This is a genomic window from Amycolatopsis sp. NPDC114505, assembly GCF_055633615.1.
Genome location: NZ_JBVKDV010000002.1, coordinates 124384 through 139632 on the forward strand (window position 1 = coordinate 124384; position 15249 = coordinate 139632).

22 protein-coding genes are annotated in these 15249 nt (G+C 73.0%); 14 read left to right on the forward strand and 8 right to left on the reverse strand.

Annotated elements, in window-relative coordinates; genetic code table 11:
* Window positions 1–30: 30 nt before the first annotated feature.
* From ACZ7OU_RS18595 to ACZ7OU_RS18605, 3 genes are read left to right on the forward strand one after another with little or no spacing between them, the layout of a single operon-like run.
* Window positions 31–855: a helix-turn-helix transcriptional regulator gene (locus ACZ7OU_RS18595; RefSeq protein ID WP_470256032.1), complete on the forward strand. Its 825-nt coding sequence runs from the start codon at window positions 31–33 to the stop codon at window positions 853–855.
* A gap of 58 nt (window positions 856–913) precedes the next feature.
* Complete coding sequence (locus ACZ7OU_RS18600; protein WP_470256033.1) at window positions 914–1261, forward strand: DUF1330 domain-containing protein; 348 nt, start codon at window positions 914–916, stop codon at window positions 1259–1261.
* Window positions 1262–1293: 32 nt separating this feature from the next.
* On the forward strand, window positions 1294–1770 hold the full coding sequence (locus ACZ7OU_RS18605) for a GNAT family N-acetyltransferase (protein ID WP_470238851.1): 477 nt from the start codon (window positions 1294–1296) through the stop codon (window positions 1768–1770).
* Here ACZ7OU_RS18605 and ACZ7OU_RS18610 read toward each other — a convergent pair.
* Genes ACZ7OU_RS18610 through ACZ7OU_RS18620 form a run of 3 tightly spaced genes read right to left on the reverse strand, consistent with a single transcriptional unit; the run spans window position 1754 to window position 3598 of the window.
* Window positions 1754–2140 carry a PPOX class F420-dependent oxidoreductase gene (locus ACZ7OU_RS18610; RefSeq protein ID WP_470238850.1) on the reverse strand — a complete coding sequence of 129 codons (387 nt, stop codon included), beginning with the start codon at window positions 2138–2140 and terminating at the stop codon, window positions 1754–1756. The genes ACZ7OU_RS18605 and ACZ7OU_RS18610 overlap by 17 nt on opposite strands.
* A 13-nt stretch (window positions 2141–2153) precedes the next feature.
* Window positions 2154–2888, reverse strand: coding sequence for an ABC transporter permease (locus tag ACZ7OU_RS18615; RefSeq protein ID WP_470256034.1), 735 nt, complete (start codon window positions 2886–2888; stop codon window positions 2154–2156).
* A complete protein-coding gene (locus ACZ7OU_RS18620) occupies window positions 2885–3598 on the reverse strand; it encodes an ABC transporter ATP-binding protein (RefSeq protein ID WP_470238848.1) in 714 nt (237 codons plus the stop codon). Before ACZ7OU_RS18620 ends, ACZ7OU_RS18615 begins: the two co-directional genes overlap by 4 nt.
* A gap of 170 nt (window positions 3599–3768) precedes the next feature.
* Between ACZ7OU_RS18620 and ACZ7OU_RS18625 the strand changes: the two genes are divergently transcribed.
* Window positions 3769–4716: a hypothetical protein gene (locus ACZ7OU_RS18625; protein ID WP_470256035.1), complete on the forward strand. Its 948-nt coding sequence runs from the start codon at window positions 3769–3771 to the stop codon at window positions 4714–4716.
* Here the strand turns inward: ACZ7OU_RS18625 and ACZ7OU_RS18630 are convergent.
* Window positions 4706–5671: a hypothetical protein gene (locus ACZ7OU_RS18630; RefSeq protein ID WP_470238846.1), complete on the reverse strand. Its 966-nt coding sequence runs from the start codon at window positions 5669–5671 to the stop codon at window positions 4706–4708. The two genes, ACZ7OU_RS18625 and ACZ7OU_RS18630, sit on opposite strands and share 11 nt — an antisense overlap.
* The gene (locus tag ACZ7OU_RS18635; protein WP_470238845.1) at window positions 5668–6162 is read right to left on the reverse strand and encodes an RNA polymerase sigma factor; all 495 of its coding nucleotides are present in this window, start codon (window positions 6160–6162) and stop codon (window positions 5668–5670) included. Before ACZ7OU_RS18635 ends, ACZ7OU_RS18630 begins: the two co-directional genes overlap by 4 nt.
* 121 nt (window positions 6163–6283) lie before the next feature.
* Between ACZ7OU_RS18635 and ACZ7OU_RS18640 the strand changes: the two genes are divergently transcribed.
* Together ACZ7OU_RS18640 and ACZ7OU_RS18645 are read left to right on the forward strand one after the other, a co-directional pair.
* Complete coding sequence (locus ACZ7OU_RS18640) at window positions 6284–6850, forward strand: TetR/AcrR family transcriptional regulator (protein WP_470256036.1); 567 nt, start codon at window positions 6284–6286, stop codon at window positions 6848–6850.
* Complete coding sequence (locus ACZ7OU_RS18645) at window positions 6847–7677, forward strand: NAD(P)H-binding protein (RefSeq protein ID WP_470256037.1); 831 nt, start codon at window positions 6847–6849, stop codon at window positions 7675–7677. Before ACZ7OU_RS18640 ends, ACZ7OU_RS18645 begins: the two co-directional genes overlap by 4 nt.
* Here the strand turns inward: ACZ7OU_RS18645 and ACZ7OU_RS18650 are convergent.
* Together ACZ7OU_RS18650 and ACZ7OU_RS18655 are read right to left on the reverse strand one after the other, a co-directional pair.
* Window positions 7664–8794, reverse strand: a complete 1131-nt coding sequence (locus ACZ7OU_RS18650) for a phytase (protein ID WP_470257620.1) — start codon at window positions 8792–8794, stop codon at window positions 7664–7666. The genes ACZ7OU_RS18645 and ACZ7OU_RS18650 overlap by 14 nt on opposite strands.
* 88 nt (window positions 8795–8882) lie before the next feature.
* Window positions 8883–9479: a TetR/AcrR family transcriptional regulator gene (locus ACZ7OU_RS18655; RefSeq protein WP_470256038.1), complete on the reverse strand. Its 597-nt coding sequence runs from the start codon at window positions 9477–9479 to the stop codon at window positions 8883–8885.
* Between the two features lie 38 nt (window positions 9480–9517).
* On the opposite strand from ACZ7OU_RS18655, the gene hisF reads away from it, so the two are divergent.
* The 6 genes from hisF (at window position 9518) to ACZ7OU_RS18685 (ending at window position 12428) form a co-directional block, all read left to right on the forward strand.
* The gene (hisF, locus tag ACZ7OU_RS18660; RefSeq protein WP_470256039.1) at window positions 9518–10291 is read left to right on the forward strand and encodes an imidazole glycerol phosphate synthase subunit HisF; all 774 of its coding nucleotides are present in this window, start codon (window positions 9518–9520) and stop codon (window positions 10289–10291) included.
* A complete protein-coding gene (locus ACZ7OU_RS18665) occupies window positions 10288–10665 on the forward strand; it encodes a hypothetical protein (RefSeq protein ID WP_470238841.1) in 378 nt (125 codons plus the stop codon). Before hisF ends, ACZ7OU_RS18665 begins: the two co-directional genes overlap by 4 nt.
* Window positions 10662–11024 (forward strand): phosphoribosyl-AMP cyclohydrolase, encoded by a 363-nt coding sequence (gene hisI / locus ACZ7OU_RS18670; RefSeq protein ID WP_470238840.1) that lies wholly within the window; start codon window positions 10662–10664, stop codon window positions 11022–11024. The genes ACZ7OU_RS18665 and hisI overlap by 4 nt, the downstream gene beginning before the upstream one ends.
* Window positions 11021–11383: a DUF1304 domain-containing protein gene (locus ACZ7OU_RS18675; protein WP_364628204.1), complete on the forward strand. Its 363-nt coding sequence runs from the start codon at window positions 11021–11023 to the stop codon at window positions 11381–11383. Before hisI ends, ACZ7OU_RS18675 begins: the two co-directional genes overlap by 4 nt.
* A gap of 21 nt (window positions 11384–11404) precedes the next feature.
* Complete coding sequence (locus ACZ7OU_RS18680) at window positions 11405–11932, forward strand: hypothetical protein (protein ID WP_470256040.1); 528 nt, start codon at window positions 11405–11407, stop codon at window positions 11930–11932.
* A 271-nt stretch (window positions 11933–12203) separates the two neighbouring features.
* The gene (locus ACZ7OU_RS18685) at window positions 12204–12428 is read left to right on the forward strand and encodes a hypothetical protein (protein WP_470256041.1); all 225 of its coding nucleotides are present in this window, start codon (window positions 12204–12206) and stop codon (window positions 12426–12428) included.
* On the opposite strand, the gene ACZ7OU_RS18690 is transcribed toward ACZ7OU_RS18685, so the two are convergent.
* The gene (locus ACZ7OU_RS18690) at window positions 12409–13014 is read right to left on the reverse strand and encodes a TetR/AcrR family transcriptional regulator (protein WP_470256042.1); all 606 of its coding nucleotides are present in this window, start codon (window positions 13012–13014) and stop codon (window positions 12409–12411) included. The genes ACZ7OU_RS18685 and ACZ7OU_RS18690 overlap by 20 nt on opposite strands.
* Before the next feature lie 95 nt (window positions 13015–13109).
* Here ACZ7OU_RS18690 and ACZ7OU_RS18695 point away from each other — a divergent pair, with 95 nt between their 5' ends.
* Together ACZ7OU_RS18695 and ACZ7OU_RS18700 are read left to right on the forward strand one after the other, a co-directional pair.
* Window positions 13110–14666 carry an anthranilate synthase component I gene (locus ACZ7OU_RS18695; RefSeq protein WP_470238836.1) on the forward strand — a complete coding sequence of 519 codons (1557 nt, stop codon included), beginning with the start codon at window positions 13110–13112 and terminating at the stop codon, window positions 14664–14666.
* Entirely contained in the window at window positions 14659–15243 is a 585-nt protein-coding gene (locus ACZ7OU_RS18700; protein ID WP_470256043.1) for a Trp biosynthesis-associated membrane protein, read from the forward strand. Before ACZ7OU_RS18695 ends, ACZ7OU_RS18700 begins: the two co-directional genes overlap by 8 nt.
* The last annotated feature ends 6 nt before the right edge of the window (window positions 15244–15249 follow it).

Below are 15249 nucleotides of genomic sequence, written 5' to 3' on the forward strand. Positions count from 1 at the left end.
ACGGCGGAAAGGTGGAGAGGAGCGCTTATCGTGGGTGCGGCACCACCACCTTCGGCTGTCCGCCGACAGGAGCTGGCGGACTTCCTGCGGACGCGCCGCGCGGCGGTCCGCCCGGCCGACGTCGGCCTGGCCGACGACGGGCGCCGCCGCCGGACGCCGGGGCTGCGGCGCGAGGAGGTCGCGCAGCACGCCGGGGTCGGCGTCTCCTGGTACACCTGGCTGGAGCAGGGCCGGGACGTCACGCCGTCGTCGCAGGTGCTGGACGCGCTGGCGCGGGCCCTGCTGCTGACGCCCGCCGAGCACGCGCACCTGTTCCACCTCGCCGGCGTCTCCCGGCCCGCCGGGGACTACCCGCGGTCCGCGCCCGCCGAGCTCGTCGAGATCGTCCACGGGCTCCTGCCCCACCCGGCCTACCTGATGGGCCCGCGGATGGACGTCCTCGCGCACAACGCGGCGGCCGCGCTGGTGCTCCACGACCTCGTCGCGGCGCCGCCCGGGAACCTGCTGCGGTGGCTGTTCGCGACGGACTGGGGTTCGGTGACCGGCTGGGCGGAGACGGCGCGCGCGAACCTGGCGGACTTCCGCGCGGAGTACGCGCGGCGGCCGGGTGACCCGTCCTTCGTGGAGCTGGTGACGGCGTTGTCCGCGGAGAGCGCGACGTTCCGCGAGTGGTGGGCGGAGCACGACGTCCGCGCGTACGAGCCGGCGCGCAAGACGATCCGGCACGCCTCGCTGGGGCCGCTGCTCGTGCACCAGCTGCAGAGCGTCCCGGCGGGGCACCCGGAGCTGCGGCTGCGGGTGCTGGTCCCGGCCGACGACGCGACCCGCGCCGCACTGGCATTACCTCCGGCGTAATCGACGTCGTTCCCGCGAGGCGTCAGGATTCCTTTCAGGACAACGAAAGGACCACACCATGACCGCCTACGGACTCGCCCATCTGCGCCCACCCGCTGTGCTGCCCGAGGACGTCTTCCGGTACTTGGAGCGGATCCAGGCGACGCTCGACCCCCACGGCGGCAAGTTCGTCGTCCACGGCTCCCCGGTGGAGGTGATGGAAGGCGAGTGGCCCGGCGCACTCGTCGTCATCGAGTTCCCGAGCCTCGCCGCGGCGCGCGAGTGGTACGACTCACCCGCCTACCGGGAGATCCTGCCGCTGCGCGCGGACCACATCCCCGGTGACCTGGTGCTCGTCGAAGGCTGCGGCCCGGAGCACGACTCGGCCGCGATGGCCGCGGCGATGCGGGCCCCGTTAAGGGGCTGACAGCGGCCCTCGGGGGCCGTAGGTTGCCGCGGGTGGAGGAGATCGTCACCCAGCTCGAAATGACCGCCGCCGACCAGCTCAACCCCGCGCCGGTCGTCGACGGCGTCGCGCTCGAAGCCACCGCGGCGGGGCCGGTCATCCGCGACCTGCACGTCCGGATCGGGACGCCGTACCGGTGGCCGAGCGCGTCCCGGACCGACGAAGACTGGGCGAGCTGGCTCGCCGAACCGGACCGGCGGTACCGGCTCATCGAGTACCGCGGCGACGTCGCGGGTGCCGCCGACGTCGAGCCGCGGCCCGGCGGCGACGTCGAGCTCACCACCTTCGGCCTGCTGCCGGAGTTCGTCGGCAAGGGGCTCGGCGGCTACGCGCTCACCCTCGTCGTGGCCGACGCGTGGACGCTGCCCGGTACCCGGCGCGTCTGGCTGCACACCTCGTCGCTCGACCACCCGAACGCGCTGCCGAACTACCTGCGGCGCGGCTTCCGGAGCTTCAGCCGTCCAGCTTGACGGCGATCCCGACCGTCCGGTCCGCCGGGCCGCGCAGCTTCGAGAAGAACATCGTGATCCACCCGACGATGCCGTACTTGCGCGCGATCGCCTTCCGGACGCGTTCGAGCTCCGGCAGGTCCAGCAGCCGGGCCTGCCCGGAGGCGACCGCGCCGTGCGTCTTCTGCCCGCGCAGGTCGCACGCCTGGACCTCGACCCGGCCGCTGTTGCGGATGCGCTTGACCTTCCCGGCCTTGCGCTCCGACCACAGCACGAGCTCGCCGGCGTCGCCGGCCACCCAGATCGGGGTCGGCACCGCCCGCCCGTCCTTGCGGAACGTGGTCAGGACGACGTAACGCTCGGCCGCGAGCCGATCCGTTTCGGATGCCATGGCACCACGGTAGTCACGGCGTCCGGCGGCGCAGCGTCGCCGCGCCGAGCACCAGCGCCAGCAGCGCGCAGCACGCCACGACCAGGAGGTTGCGCAGGATCACCGCGTCCACCGTCGAAGACGCCGTCACGCGGGTCAGCGCCTCGACCGCGTACGACAGCGGCATGACGTCCGAAAGCCACCGCAGCAGCCAGCCCATGTCGTCGCGCGGCACGAACAGCCCGCACAGCAGGATCTGCGGCAGCACGAACACCGGCATGAACTGGATGGCCTGGAACTCGGTGCGGGCGAACGCGCTGACGAACAGCCCGAGCGCCATGCCGAGCAGCGCGTCGAGGACGGCGATCACCAGCAGCATCACGACGGACCCCGCGAGGTCGAGGCCGAGCCACCACAGCGAAACGCCCGCCGCGAGCGCCACCTGGACGACGGCGATCGAGCCGAACGCCAGCGCGTAGCCGAAGAGTAGGTCGAGCCGGCCGATGGGGAGTGTCATCAGGCGTTCGAGGGTGGCCGTGGTCCGCTCCCGCAGCGTCGTGATCGACGCGATGAGGAACATGATCAGGAACGGGAACACGCCGAGCAGCGCGGGCGCGACGTGGCTGAACACCAGCGTCGAGTTGAAGACGTAGCGCAGCAGCACCATCAGGAGCGTGGGCACCACGATCAGCATCACGACGGTGCGCGGGTCGTGCCGCAGCTGCAGGAGGATGCGCCGCGTCGTCGCGAGCGTCAGCGCGGGGTTCACGAGGCGGCCCTCACCAGGTGCAGGAAGGCGCCTTCGAGGTCGGCGGCGCCGGTGCGCTCGCGCAGGGCGAGCGGTGCGTCGTCGGCCAGGAGCGTGCCTTCGCGCATGAGCAGAAGACGGTCGCAGCGCGCGGCTTCGTCCATGACGTGGCTGGACACCAGCAGCGTGGCGCCGCCGTCGGCGAGCCGGCGGAAGAGCGCCCAGAGCTCGTCGCGCAGCAGCGGGTCGAGCCCGACGGTCGGTTCGTCGAGCACCAGCAGCTCGGGCTTGCCGAGCAGCGCGACGGCGAGGTTCGCGCGGTTGTGCTGCCCGCCCGAGAGCGACCCGACGAGCTTGCCGGCGTGGTCTTCGAGGCCGACCTCGGCGATCACTCTGTCCACATCGGACGCCGGTGCGCGCAGCACCGCGGCGAAGTAGCGCAGGGCTTCCCGCACGGTCAGGTCGGCGTAGATGGCCGGATTCTGGGTGGCGTAGCCGATCCGGCGCCGCAGCGGCGGGCTGCCGGCGGGCAGGCCGAGGACGGTGACGGTGCCGCCTTCGACGATCTGCACGCCGACGATCGCCCGCATCAGCGTGGTCTTGCCGCAGCCGCTCGGGCCGAGCAGCCCGGTGACGGCGCCGCGCGGCACCGCGAAGCTCACGTCCCGCACCACCGGCCGGCCACCGCGCCGGACCCGGAGGCCGGTGACTTCGAGGGCAGAATTAGTCATGCGTTTAATTCTGCGCCCGATGAGTTCCCGGAGTCAAGAGGCCGTCGGGCGGCGTGAAAACGCCTAGTCCGTTCGCCTCCCGAACCCACACGACCGGCGGAAGCGTTTCAACACTGTTGTCTGAAACGCTTTGTGGTCTTGGGGTTTCCCCTGACCTGGAGGGAATGTCGATGGCCGTCACTCAGCAGGTACCGGTTCATCCGCAAGCACAGTTCTTCGGCGCGGGGCCCTATCCCACGCGCCGGGTCGCGATCGCCGTCGTCGCGGTCCTCGCCGGCTTCGCGCTGACGGCGCTGTGGTCGGCGCCGTTCGTCGACTCCGTCATCGGCGACAGCGTCGCGAACGGCCTGCTCGGCTACGACGCGAAGGCCACCCCGATCAGCGGAGTCCTCGCCGGGACGCTCTTCGCGTTCGTCTCCGGCCTCGCGGGCTCCTTCACCGCCTGCAACATCGCCGCCTTCGGCGCGGTCGCCCCGCTGGTCGGCGGCCAGGCCGGCGAGAAACGGCGCTTCGCCACCACGCTCAAGCCGTTCGGCTGGATCGCCGCGGGCATGCTCACCGTGTCGATCGTCTACGGCGTGATCGTCGCGCTCGTCGGCACGCGGATGCCGCAGTTCTCCACCGCGCCGACGTCCGGGCTCAGCCCGCGCAGCATCCAGTCGATGGTCGCGTTCGGCGTCGTCGGCCTGGTCTTCCTGGTGATGGGCCTGATCGCGCTCGGCATCATCCCGAACCCGGCCAAGGGCTTCGTCGCCCGGCACCCCGCCGCGCCGCTCGTCCTGATGGGCGCGCTCATCGGCGGGTTCCTCATCGGCCGGCCCTACCCGCTGTTCCGGATCATGTTCCGCAGCGCCGCCGAGCAGCACAACGTCTTCTACGGCGCCGCCGCGTTCGCCCTGCAGTCACTCGGCAACATCGTGATCATGGGCGTGCTGTTCCTGATCCTGACCCACGCCACCGGCGGTCGCGTGCAGCGCTGGCTCGCCGCGAAACCCGCCCGGATCGCGACCGTGACCGGTGCGGCGCTGCTCGTCGGCGGCACGTTCACGCTGCTCTACTGGGACGTTCGCGTGCTCGGCCGGCTCGGGATCATCTGGTTCCCCACGGTCAGCTGGTAGCCCGGCCGAGCCACCGGTAGTCGGGTGCCGGGTCGAGCTGGACGCCGTTCGCGACGGCGACCAGCTCGGCCTCCGGTCGCGGGCCCGCCACCGTCAGCCAGCGCCCCGACGGGAGCTTGACCGCGACGAACGCTTCCTGCCCCGCCACGAAGAAGCCGCGGTCGCCGCGCACGATGACGGGCGCGGCACCGTTCACGCCGGGGGAGCCCGCGCTCGCCGTGACGCGGACCGCGGGCACCGACGGCCGCGCGGGATCGGCCGCGGTCAGCTCGGTGCTCGCGTCGGCCGGGCCGGTGCCCTTGACGGCGGCCGACCGTTCGGCCAGCCCCGCCGGAAGTGCGCCGAAGCGCAGTTCGCCGCGGACACCGACCGGCGCGGCGGTGACCCCCTCCGCGATCCACAGGGCCACCACGCGGGCGTCCGGCACCCCGTCGACCCGCGCGGTCAGGACGTGGTCGTCGTCGGCGAGCCAGGTGAGCAGCGCGGCCGTCCCGGTGTCGCCGGTGATCATGGCGACGCGGCCGCGCACCAGGACCTGGTCGCGGATCGACGCGATCCGCAGCTCGGTCTGCGACCACTCGGGGTCGGCGGTCGAGTAGACCGACAGCGTGACCTCCGCGTGGCCGGCGAACCACCGCCGGACCTGCGGCGTGGTGCCGGGGCCGCCTTCGCGGTACTGCTCGGTGAAGCCGTCCGGCAGCCAGCCCGGGCTGTAGCCGAGCACCGGGCGGCTCGCGGCCGGGTCGAGGTCCGGGGTGGTGATCGCCCGCGTGCCCACGAAGACCCCGGCGACCAGCACGACCACGGCGGCGGCCACCAGCGCGAGCCGCGCCCCCGGCCGGGGCTTGCGCCGGGCCAGTGCTTCGCGGACCGCCCGGCCGTCCGGGGCGCGGGCGGCGAGCCGGTCGAGGCTGTCCCGGATCAGCGTCTCGGTGTCGTGCTCGCTGCGGGTCATTCGGGGGCTCCGGTGAGGGTCGTGGGGTGCGGGGCCCGGCGGAGGGTCGCGAGGGCGCGGGAGATCTGGCTGCGCACGGTGGAGGTGCCGCAGCGGAGGACGGCGGCGATTTCGTCGTCGGAGTAGCCCTCGTAGTAGCGCAGGACGACGGCCGCGCGCTGCTTGCGGGGCAGCGTCTCCAGGAGGCCGAGCATGGCGTCGCGCTCGTCGAAGGCGGCCGACGGGTCGGCTTCCGGCGGACCGAGCGCGTCGAGGACGTCGTGGCTGCTCGGCACCATCCGCCGCACCGCCCGCCGGCGCCACGAGAGGTACTCGTTGGTGATCATCCGCCGCACGTAGGTCGGCGGGGCGTCGATGCCGTCCCAGCGCTGCTGGGCGCGCAGCAGGACGTCCTGGACGACGTCCTGCGCCAGGTGCGGGTCGTTCGTCAGGACGGTGGCGTAGCGCAGCAGCCCGTCCAGCCGCTCCGCCACGAACTCTTCAAAGCGCACCCGCGCCCCTTCCGTCACCCCTTGGACGCGCGAGTGGGCCGGGGTGATGCACGCGTTCGCCGATTTTCCCATTCCCGGGTACATTCGATACGGAACGGTCCCGTTTCGTATTGGAGGGTGGATGCCGGGCAGACCGCGGGACGCCGCGCGGGACGTCGTCATCTTCGACGCGACGCTGCGGCTGCTGACCCGCTCCGGGTACGACCGGTTGTCGATCGACGCGGTCGCCGCCGCGGCCGGGGTGGGCAAGGCGACGATCTACCGCCGGTACGCCGACAAGGCCGAACTGGTCGCAGCGGCCGTCGAACGCCGGGCGGGGGCGACCCCGCCGGCCGTCGCAGCCGCCGACTTGCGCGGCGCCCTGCTGGAGACCGTCGGGTGGCTGGCGCGCGAGATCGCCGACCAGGAGGTCGGGCTGCTCGGCGCCCTGTTCGCCGGCATGCGCGGCGACCCCGCGCTCGCCGCGGCGATGCGGCGGATCCTGCGTCGCGACCAGGCGGCGATGACCGCCCGGCCGCTCGCCGACGGCCACCTCGACCCGCGCGGAGCGGCGTTGTTCGCCGAGATCGCCCCGGCGGTCGTCGTGCACCGGCTGGTCGTCACGGGGGAGCCGTGCGACCGGCCGTTCCTCGAGCACCTCGTCGACGACGTGCTGCTTCCCCTGCTGCGAAAGGACTCCCGGCCATGATCGTCGTCACCGGCGCGACCGGCGCCCTCAACGGGGCCACGGTCGAGCACCTCCTCGAGCGCGTGCCGCCCGGGGAGCTCGGCGTCAGCGTGCGCGACGTCGCCAAGGCCCGGCACTTCGCCGAGCGGGGGGTGCGGGTCCGGCGCGGCGCGTACGACGACCCGGCCGCTTTGCGCGACTCATTCGACGGCGCCGACCAGGTGCTGCTGGTGTCCTCGAACGATCCGAGCGCCGACGCGGTCGCCCTGCACCGCACCGCGATCGAGGCCGCCGTCGCCGCGGGCGCCCGGCGGATCCTCTACACCAGTCACCAGAACGTGCGGGGCGACAGCCCGTTCGGCCCGGCCCGCGACCACCGCGCCACCGAAGAGATCCTGGCCGGCTCGGGCGTCGCGTGGACGTCGCTGCGCAACGGCTTCTACGCCCACAGTCTCCGGTGGCTGCTCGGCCCGTGGCGGGAGACCGGGAAGATCGCCGCGCCCGCGGACGGTCCCGTCTCCTGGACCGACCGCGCCGACGCGGCCGAGGCGGCGTCGGTCGTCCTCGCCGGCGGGCGTTCCTTCGACGGGCCGGTCACGCTGACCGCCGGCCAGGCTGTCACCTTCGACGACCTGGCCGGGTTCGCCGGGGTCGAACGGGTCGTCGTCGACGACGAGCACTGGGTCGCCGGCCAGGTCGCGGCCGGCACCGCGGAGCCCGTCGCCCGGATGCTGCTGGGGTTCTTCGAAGCCGCGCGCGAGGGCCACTTCGCGGAGACCGGCCCGGTGCTGGCCGAGCTGCTCGGCCGGGAGCCGCGGCCGGTCTCCGGTCAGGTCAGCGGGGGATGACGTCGTCCAGCCGCAGGAAGGCGAAGCCTGTGGTCGCGAGGTCGCCGATCGCCGGGCGGCGCTCGCCGTCGTGGACCACCAGCAGGCCGTGCGGGAACTTCCGGCCCAGGTACGCCGTGCTGATCGCCGAGCCGTCGGAGTGTTCCACCGAGTCCGTGCCGCGGCCCGCGACGATCCGCAGGTCACGCGTCCGGGGGCCGTACACGACGAACCGCGAGTCGCCCTGGCTGGAGGCGAACAGCGTGCCGTGCGCCACCGCCAGGCCCTCGGCGTCGGCGGTGAGCCACTCGCCGCCGAAACCCGGGTCGGCGCCGTCCGGCACGCACTCCTCGGCGACGTCGTCCCAGCGCTGCGGGACGCCGTACGAGCGCACGCGGTCGACCAGCTCCGGCCGCCCGAAACCGGCCGGGCTCAGCGGGATCCGCCAGATCCCGACGTCTTCTTGCGCGGTGTAGAGCACCCGGCCGTCGAGCACCGAGCCCTCCAGCTGCGGGCCCTCACCGGGCTCCTCGCACGGCGACCAGGAAGCACCGTTGGGCAGCCGGAAGGACGACGGCAGGTCGATCGTCGCGAGCGGAGCCGTCCCGACGCCGCCCGGTTTGTCGACCAGCCGCAGCAGCGCCACCCGAGTCTCGTGGCGGCGGGTCACCGCCACCCAGCGGAGGCCGGTGACCGGGTCGCGGCCCGCCGCGAGGCCGTACGCGGTGCGCTGTTCGTCCACTTCGGACTCCGGGAACACCCGGGTGGCGGCCGGGTCGGTGACGTCGCGCAGCACCTGCGGGCCGTCCGGGTCGATCTTGTACACCCGGATGCGGTCCTGACCGCGGTCGCTGACCACCGCGAGGTCGCCGACGACGTCGACGTTGTTGAACCGCCCGCCCGGCCCGGCGGGGACCCGCTGCAGGGTCCGCGCGTCCAGGTCGAACGCCGCCAGCCCGCCCTCCTTCAGCGTCCCGAGCACGATGCTGCGCGACGGGTCGTGCGGGTGGACCCAGATGGCGGGGTCGTCGGCGTCGGCGGGCTCGGCGAACGCCTGCGTCTGGACCACCGGCGAAGGCTCGCGAGGCGCGGCGGAGGCGGGAACGGCGGTCAGCAGGGAGACGGCGGCCACGGCCACCGGAAGAAGTCTGCGCACGGCGGCAAACTAGACGAATCGGATGGCCGCGACGTGAACGAGCCGTGATGAGCAGCCCCCGAATTCGAGCTTACGGTGGGCCACCGACGGTTTCGCGGCCTTCGAGGTAGTACTGCGCCACCGGGGCCAGCAGGGCCACGATCTCCTCCTCGTCCGCCTCGGCCAGCGGGGGGAGCTTGATCACGTACCGCAGCAGCGCCACGCCCATCATCTGCGACGCGATCCCGGTCACCCGGATCTTCGGCACGTCCAGCGCCCGCGCCACCTCGGCCAGCACCGTGCGCTCGATGAACTGGCGCATCATCAGCGCCACCTGCTCGTTCGTCGCCGCCGCGCGCAGCATCGCGATGAACGGCGTCCGCCCCTCCGGCGAAGCCCACACCGCCAGGAACGCGCGCACCAGCCGCTCGCCGACGCTCTCGCGCGGACCCGCGAGGATCACCGGGACCAGCTCGGCCGGGTTCACCGGCAGGTTCATCGCCGCCGCGAAGAGCTGCTGCTTGCTGCCGAAGAAGTGGTGCAGCAGGGCCGCGTTCACACCCGCGTCGGCGGCGATCCCGCGGACCGTCGCGCCGTCGTACCCCAGCTCGGCGAACCGGTGCCGCGCCGCGTCGAGGATCTTCTCGCGCGTCTCGGTCTGTCCCGGCCGCCGCCCCGCCCGTGCCATTGCCCGAGCTTAGAACCCCTTTGACTACGCTGGTGACCATGTCTGTCGCGGTGCGGGTGATCCCCTGTCTCGACGTCGACGCGGGCCGGGTCGTCAAGGGCGTCAACTTCGCCGGCCTCCGCGACGCCGGCGACCCCGTCGAGCTGGCCCGGCGCTACGACGCCGAGGGGGCCGACGAACTGACGTTCCTCGACGTCACGGCGTCCTCGGGCGACCGCGAGACCACCTACCACGTGGTCCGCCGCACCGCCGAGCAGGTGTTCATCCCGCTCACCGTCGGAGGTGGCGTCCGCAGCAACGACGACGTCAACCGGCTGCTGCGCACCGGCGCGGACAAGGTGAGCATCAATACCGCCGCGATCGCCCGGCCGGAGTTCCTCCACGAGGCGTCCCGGCGGTTCGGCGCCCAGTGCATCGTCCTGTCGGTCGACGCGCGCCGCGTGCCCGAGGGCGGCGAGCCGACCGCGTCCGGGTTCGAGGTCACCACCCACGGCGGCCGCCGCGGCACCGGCATCGACGCCGTCGAGTGGGCCGCGCGCGGCGAGGAGCTCGGCGTCGGCGAGATCCTGCTGAACTCCATGGACGCCGACGGCACCAAGAACGGCTTCGACCTCGAGCTCATCGAGCTCGTCCGCAAGGCCGTCCGGGTCCCGGTGATCGCCAGCGGGGGAGCGGGCGCGGTCGAACACTTCCTGCCGGCGGTGCGAACGGGCGCGGACGCGGTGCTCGCGGCCAGCGTGTTCCACTTCGGACAGCTCAAGATCGGCGACGTCAAGGACGCGCTGCGCGAAGGCGGGGTCGAGGTCCGATGAAGTCCTGGCAGGCACCCGTCGAGGTCAAGGTCACCGCCGCCCTGCTGGTCGGGCTGCCGGTCGCCTGGGCGCTGCTCGACCTCGTCCCGGTGCTCGGCGCCGGCTCGGGCCCGGAGATCTTCCGGATCCCCGCGCTCGCGCTGGTCCTCGGCGGCGTCGTGACGACCGGGCTCGTGCTCAAGCTGGGCAGCGCCCGGATCGGCGGGCTCGTCATCACCGTCGTGTTCGCGCTGCTGCACGCCTTCCTGCTGCTCGGCGCCGCGCTGTGGTGGAACAAGCTGTTCTCCGGCCTGTCCTTCCTCGGCTACGGCTACGCGTTCGTCCTGTTCAACTCGATGCCGCTGAAGCGGCACATCCTGGGAGTACGCGCATGACCCTGGAAACGGCCGTCTCGGCGCGCCTCAAGCGCAACGCCGACGGCCTGATCGCGGCGGTCGTCGTCGAGCACGCCACTTCGGACGTGCTGATGATGGCCTGGATGAACGACGACGCGCTCGCCGCCACCCTCGCGACCCGCCGCGGCACGTACTGGTCGCGCAGCCGGCGGAAGCTGTGGGTCAAGGGCGAGACGTCCGGCCACTACCAGCACGTCCGCGAGGTGCGGATCGACTGCGACGGCGATACTGTCCTGCTGCGCGTCGACCAGACCGGCCCGGCCTGTCACACCGGCACGCACACCTGTTTCGACACCGAGGAGCGCCTGCTCCTGGCCGACGAGAAAGAGCACGCGTGACAATCGTCGCCGACGTCCTGGTCGGGCTGGTCGCCCTGATCCACGTCTACATCGTCGTCCTGGAGATGTTCCTCTGGACGACGCCCCGGGCCCGCGCGGCCTTCGGCACCACCGAGGAGTTCGCGAAGGAGAGCGCGCCGCTGGCCGCGAACCAGGGGCTGTACAACGGTTTCCTGGCGCTCGCGCTGGTGTGGGGCCTCATCGCGAGCGACCCGACGGGCTTCCAGCTCAAGCTCTACGGCATCGTCTGCGTGATCATCGCGGGCCTCTACGGCGCGGCGACGGCGAACAAGCGCATCCTGTTCGTCCAGGTCCTGCCGGGCACCCTGGCCCTGATCGCGCTGCTGCTCGCCCGCTGACCCCCGGCGTAAGCTGGGCGAATGGGGGAAGAGCGGTACGCGGATTGCCTGCCACCGCGGGAAAAGAGCGAGCCGGCGTGGTCCGCGCGGGGCACGGCCGCGCTGGAGCGGCGGTTCCGGCGGCTGGCGGCGTTCATGGTCCTGGCGATCCTGGTCGCGGTCGCGTGCCTGTTCAGCGGCCGGGTGCCGCTCATGGTGCTCGGCCCGGCGATCGCGGCGTACGGGGGCTACTGCGGCTTCGTCGCGGAAAGGCGCGCGCAGGCGGCCCGCCGGACGGGCTGGCGGAGCGCGGCCGTCACGGTCGGCGATGTGCGCCCGAAGGCCACTTCGGCCCCCGTCGCCGTGCGCTTCGCGGACGGCAGCCGGCTCGACCTCCGCTCGTGGCAGGCCGGGATGGCCGTGCGGGCCCTGGTGCCCGGTGTGCCGGCGATCGTCGCCGGGGACGGACCCGCGATGTCGGTGCTCGTGCCCCCGAACCCGCCCCTGCGCGACGGCCCGGTGCTGTTCGGGGCACGCGCCGAGGCCGCCCGCTGGCGGCCGCGATCTTGACGCACTCCCGCACGCACGCCCGGCGACGTCGTCCGGCGGTCCTGACCTTCGCCGATGGAGTACGAAAGACGGCGGCGCGGCCGGCTGGTCCTCACGGTGGCCGCGGTCCTGACCGGGTCCCTGGCGCTCGCCGCGTTCGGCGTGTCCCGCCTGCGGGCGGTCGACCACCGGCTGCTCACTCTCGTGCCGGACCACGGGGCCTGGCTGCCGTTCGCGTTCGCGGCGACGCCGGGCCCGCGCGGCCGCCCGCACCGGGTGGCGGGTCGCGGAGGTGAGCGTCGGCGACCTCGGGCGCCGGGCCGTCCGCCCGGAGGTCCGGGTCCGCTTCCGTGACGGCAGCGGGATCGTGCTGCGCTGCGCGCTGTCGACGCACGGCCCCGGCACGCCGACCGGCAGGGAGAACCGGCGGGCGTGGATCGGCGGCCGGGGGCGGCCCGGCCCGTACGCCGTGCCCGCGTACGGACTCCGGGAGCGGGTCAGCCGATCTCGCCGGTGAGGTAGCGCTGCAGGTTCGGCGCCACCGCCCGCACCAGGACCTCGACCTCCTCGGTCGCGAACGGCTCGAACTTCGCCACGTACCGGATCATGCCCATGCCGACCATCTGGGACGCGCAGAGCGTCATGCGCAGCGAGACGTCGTCCGAGCCGATCGACGAGATCAGCGCGGTGAAGAACTTCTGGAAGAAGTCGCGCAGCACGTGCCCGGCCTGCTCGTGGCCGGTGACGCTGCGGATCAGCGCCACGAACACCCCGCCGCCCGCGCCGTCCCAGCGGGTGATGAACGTGCGGACGATCCGTTCGCCGAGCTCTTCGTCCGGGCCGTCGCGCAGGACCTTGAGGAGTTCCATCGGGTCGAACGGCAGCTCGAGCACCGCCCGCGCGAACAGGCCCTCCTTGCCGCCGAACCAGTGGTTGACCATGGCCGCGTCGACGCCCGCGCGGGTGGCGATCGCGCGCACGGTGGCCCCGTCGTAGCCGTTCTCCGCGAACACGGCCCGCGCGGCTTCGATCAGTGCGGTGCGGGTGTCCTGGCCGGCGGGGCGCCGTCCGCGGCGTCGCGAAGTAGGCTCGGTGGTGCTCACGTCTCCATCATGACGCACGTCCCCGCTGAATTCAACAAACATTGAATTCAGGGTCTGGGAAAACCCCTTCCCGGGGGTGCAGCACAATGAGGGTCATGGTCAGCGCATTCGCCGGGTCCGGTCCCGGCTCGGTCAGCCCGTCCCGTGAGGACTTCCGCGCCCTCGCCGAGAGCCGCCGCGTCATCCCGGTCGTGCGCCGGGTCCTCGCCGACGGCGAGACGCCGATCGGGGTCTACCGCAAGCTCGCCGCCGACCGGCCGGGCACGTTCCTGTTCGAGTCCGCGGAGAACGGCGCCTCCTGGACGCGCTGGTCGTTCATCGGCGTCCGCAGCCCGGCCGCGCTCACCGTCCGCGACGGCGAAGCGGTCTGGACCGGCACCCCGCCGGTCGGCCTGCCCTCGGTCGGCAACCCGCTCACCGTGCTGCGCGAAACGATCGAAGCGTTGCACACCGAGCCGCTGCCCGGATTGCCGCCGCTGACCGGCGGCATGGTCGGCTACATCGGCTACGACTCCGTTCGCTGGCTGGAAAAGCTGCCCGAGCTGGCCGAACGCGACCTCGACATCCCCGAGCTGACGATGCTCCTGGCCACCGACCTCGCGGCGTTCGACCACCACGAGGGCACGGTCACGCTGATCGCGAACGCCGTCAACTGGGACGACTCGCCCGAGCGCGTGGACGCGGCCTACGACGACGCCGTCGCCCGGCTCAGCGCGATGACCGAGCAGCTGCAGGTGCCCGCGCCGGCCACGGTCGCCGCGTTCGACCGGCCCGAGCCCGAGTTCACGCGCAAGCGCTCCAAGGCGGACTTCCACGCGGCGGTCGAAAAGGCCGTCGAGGCGATCAAGGCCGGCGAAGCGTTCCAGATCGTGCCGTCGCAACGCTTCGAGATCCCCACCGCCGCCGACGCGCTCGACATCTACCGCGTGCTGCGGACGTCCAACCCGAGCCCGTACATGTACCTGCTGCGGCTGGAGGGCTTCGACATCGTCGGCTCCAGCCCCGAGTCGCTCGTCACCGTGCGGGACGGCCGTGCGACCACGCACCCGATCGCGGGCACGCGCTGGCGCGGCGCCGACCCGGAGGAGGACGCCCAGCTGGCCAAGGACCTCCTCGCCGACGAGAAGGAGCGCTCGGAGCACCTGATGCTCGTCGACCTCGGCCGCAACGACCTCGGCAAGGTCTGCAAGCCGGGCACCGTGCGCGTGGTCGACTTCTTCCAGATCGAGCGCTACAGCCACGTCATGCACATCGTGTCGACCGTCACCGGCGAGCTGGCCGAGGGCAAGACGGCGTTCGACGCGGTCACGGCGTGCTTCCCGGCCGGGACGCTGTCCGGCGCGCCGAAGGTCCGCGCGATGGAGCTGATCGAGGAGCTGGAGCCGGTCCGCCGCGCGCTGTACGGCGGGGTCGTCGGCTACCTCGACTTCGCCGGCGACGCCGACACCGCGATCGCGATCCGCACGGCGCTGGTCAAGGACGGGATCGCGCACGTCCAGGCCGGCGGCGGCGTCGTCGCCGACTCGGTGCCGGACTACGAGGACACCGAGTCGCTGAACAAGGCCAGGACCGTGCTGTCGGCCGTGGCCGCCGCGCAGACGATGGTCGCCGCGGGCGTCCTCGACCCGGCCGCGGACAGCGCGCATGTCTGAGGCACCGGCCGAGGCACCGGAGACCGCCAAGCCGTCGCGGCGTCCACTGTGGATGATCGTGGTCGCGCTCCTGCTCGGCGCGCTCGCGCTGTGGGGAGCGTCACGGCTGACGTGGTTCGCCGAGTTCCGCGACGGCGGCGTGCGCGGCACGGTCCTCTACCGCGAGACCGGCGAGCAGCGCGCGACGGCGCTCGTGCCGCTGGCCCTGCTCGCGCTCGCTGGCGTGGCCGGGGTGATCGCGACCGGCGGCTGGGCGCGGCGCGTGCTGGGCGTCGTCCTCGCGCTGGCCGGCGTCGCCGCGGTGTGGTCCGGCGTGTCCGGGGTGAAGTTCTCCGGCTGGGCCGACGGGCTGCCCGTGACGCAGATGCTGCTCGGGCGCGGCCTGGCCGTGCTCGGGGGAATTCTCGTCGCGGCCGGCGGGTTGGCAGCCGTCAAGGGTGCCGGTGCCGCGCGGCTCGGTGCCCGGTACGCGGCTCCGGCCACGCGCAAGAAGGCGCGTGATCCGGACGCCGAGCTGTGGGAAGCACTGTCGGAAGGAGAGGATCCGACGGAGGTCCGGGGGAGGCATTCGGAGTAACGCGCG

Excerpts from the sequence above, each read along its gene's own strand:
- ACZ7OU_RS18600 (WP_470256033.1), top strand. The coding sequence starts at position 914 with ATGACCGCCTACGGACTCGCCCATCTGCGCCCACCCGCTGTGCTGCCC.
- ACZ7OU_RS18610 (WP_470238850.1), bottom strand. The coding sequence starts at position 2,140 with ATGGCATCCGAAACGGATCGGCTCGCGGCCGAGCGTTACGTCGTCCTG.
- ACZ7OU_RS18620 (WP_470238848.1), bottom strand. The coding sequence starts at position 3,598 with ATGACTAATTCTGCCCTCGAAGTCACCGGCCTCCGGGTCCGGCGCGGT.
- ACZ7OU_RS18625 (WP_470256035.1), top strand. The coding sequence starts at position 3,769 with ATGGCCGTCACTCAGCAGGTACCGGTTCATCCGCAAGCACAGTTCTTC.
- ACZ7OU_RS18630 (WP_470238846.1), bottom strand. The coding sequence starts at position 5,671 with ATGACCCGCAGCGAGCACGACACCGAGACGCTGATCCGGGACAGCCTC.
- ACZ7OU_RS18640 (WP_470256036.1), top strand. The coding sequence starts at position 6,284 with ATGCCGGGCAGACCGCGGGACGCCGCGCGGGACGTCGTCATCTTCGAC.
- ACZ7OU_RS18645 (WP_470256037.1), top strand. The coding sequence starts at position 6,847 with ATGATCGTCGTCACCGGCGCGACCGGCGCCCTCAACGGGGCCACGGTC.
- ACZ7OU_RS18655 (WP_470256038.1), bottom strand. The coding sequence starts at position 9,479 with ATGGCACGGGCGGGGCGGCGGCCGGGACAGACCGAGACGCGCGAGAAG.
- hisF (WP_470256039.1), top strand. The coding sequence starts at position 9,518 with ATGTCTGTCGCGGTGCGGGTGATCCCCTGTCTCGACGTCGACGCGGGC.
- ACZ7OU_RS18665 (WP_470238841.1), top strand. The coding sequence starts at position 10,288 with ATGAAGTCCTGGCAGGCACCCGTCGAGGTCAAGGTCACCGCCGCCCTG.
- hisI (WP_470238840.1), top strand. The coding sequence starts at position 10,662 with ATGACCCTGGAAACGGCCGTCTCGGCGCGCCTCAAGCGCAACGCCGAC.
- ACZ7OU_RS18680 (WP_470256040.1), top strand. The coding sequence starts at position 11,405 with ATGGGGGAAGAGCGGTACGCGGATTGCCTGCCACCGCGGGAAAAGAGC.
- ACZ7OU_RS18695 (WP_470238836.1), top strand. The coding sequence starts at position 13,110 with ATGGTCAGCGCATTCGCCGGGTCCGGTCCCGGCTCGGTCAGCCCGTCC.
- ACZ7OU_RS18700 (WP_470256043.1), top strand. The coding sequence starts at position 14,659 with ATGTCTGAGGCACCGGCCGAGGCACCGGAGACCGCCAAGCCGTCGCGG.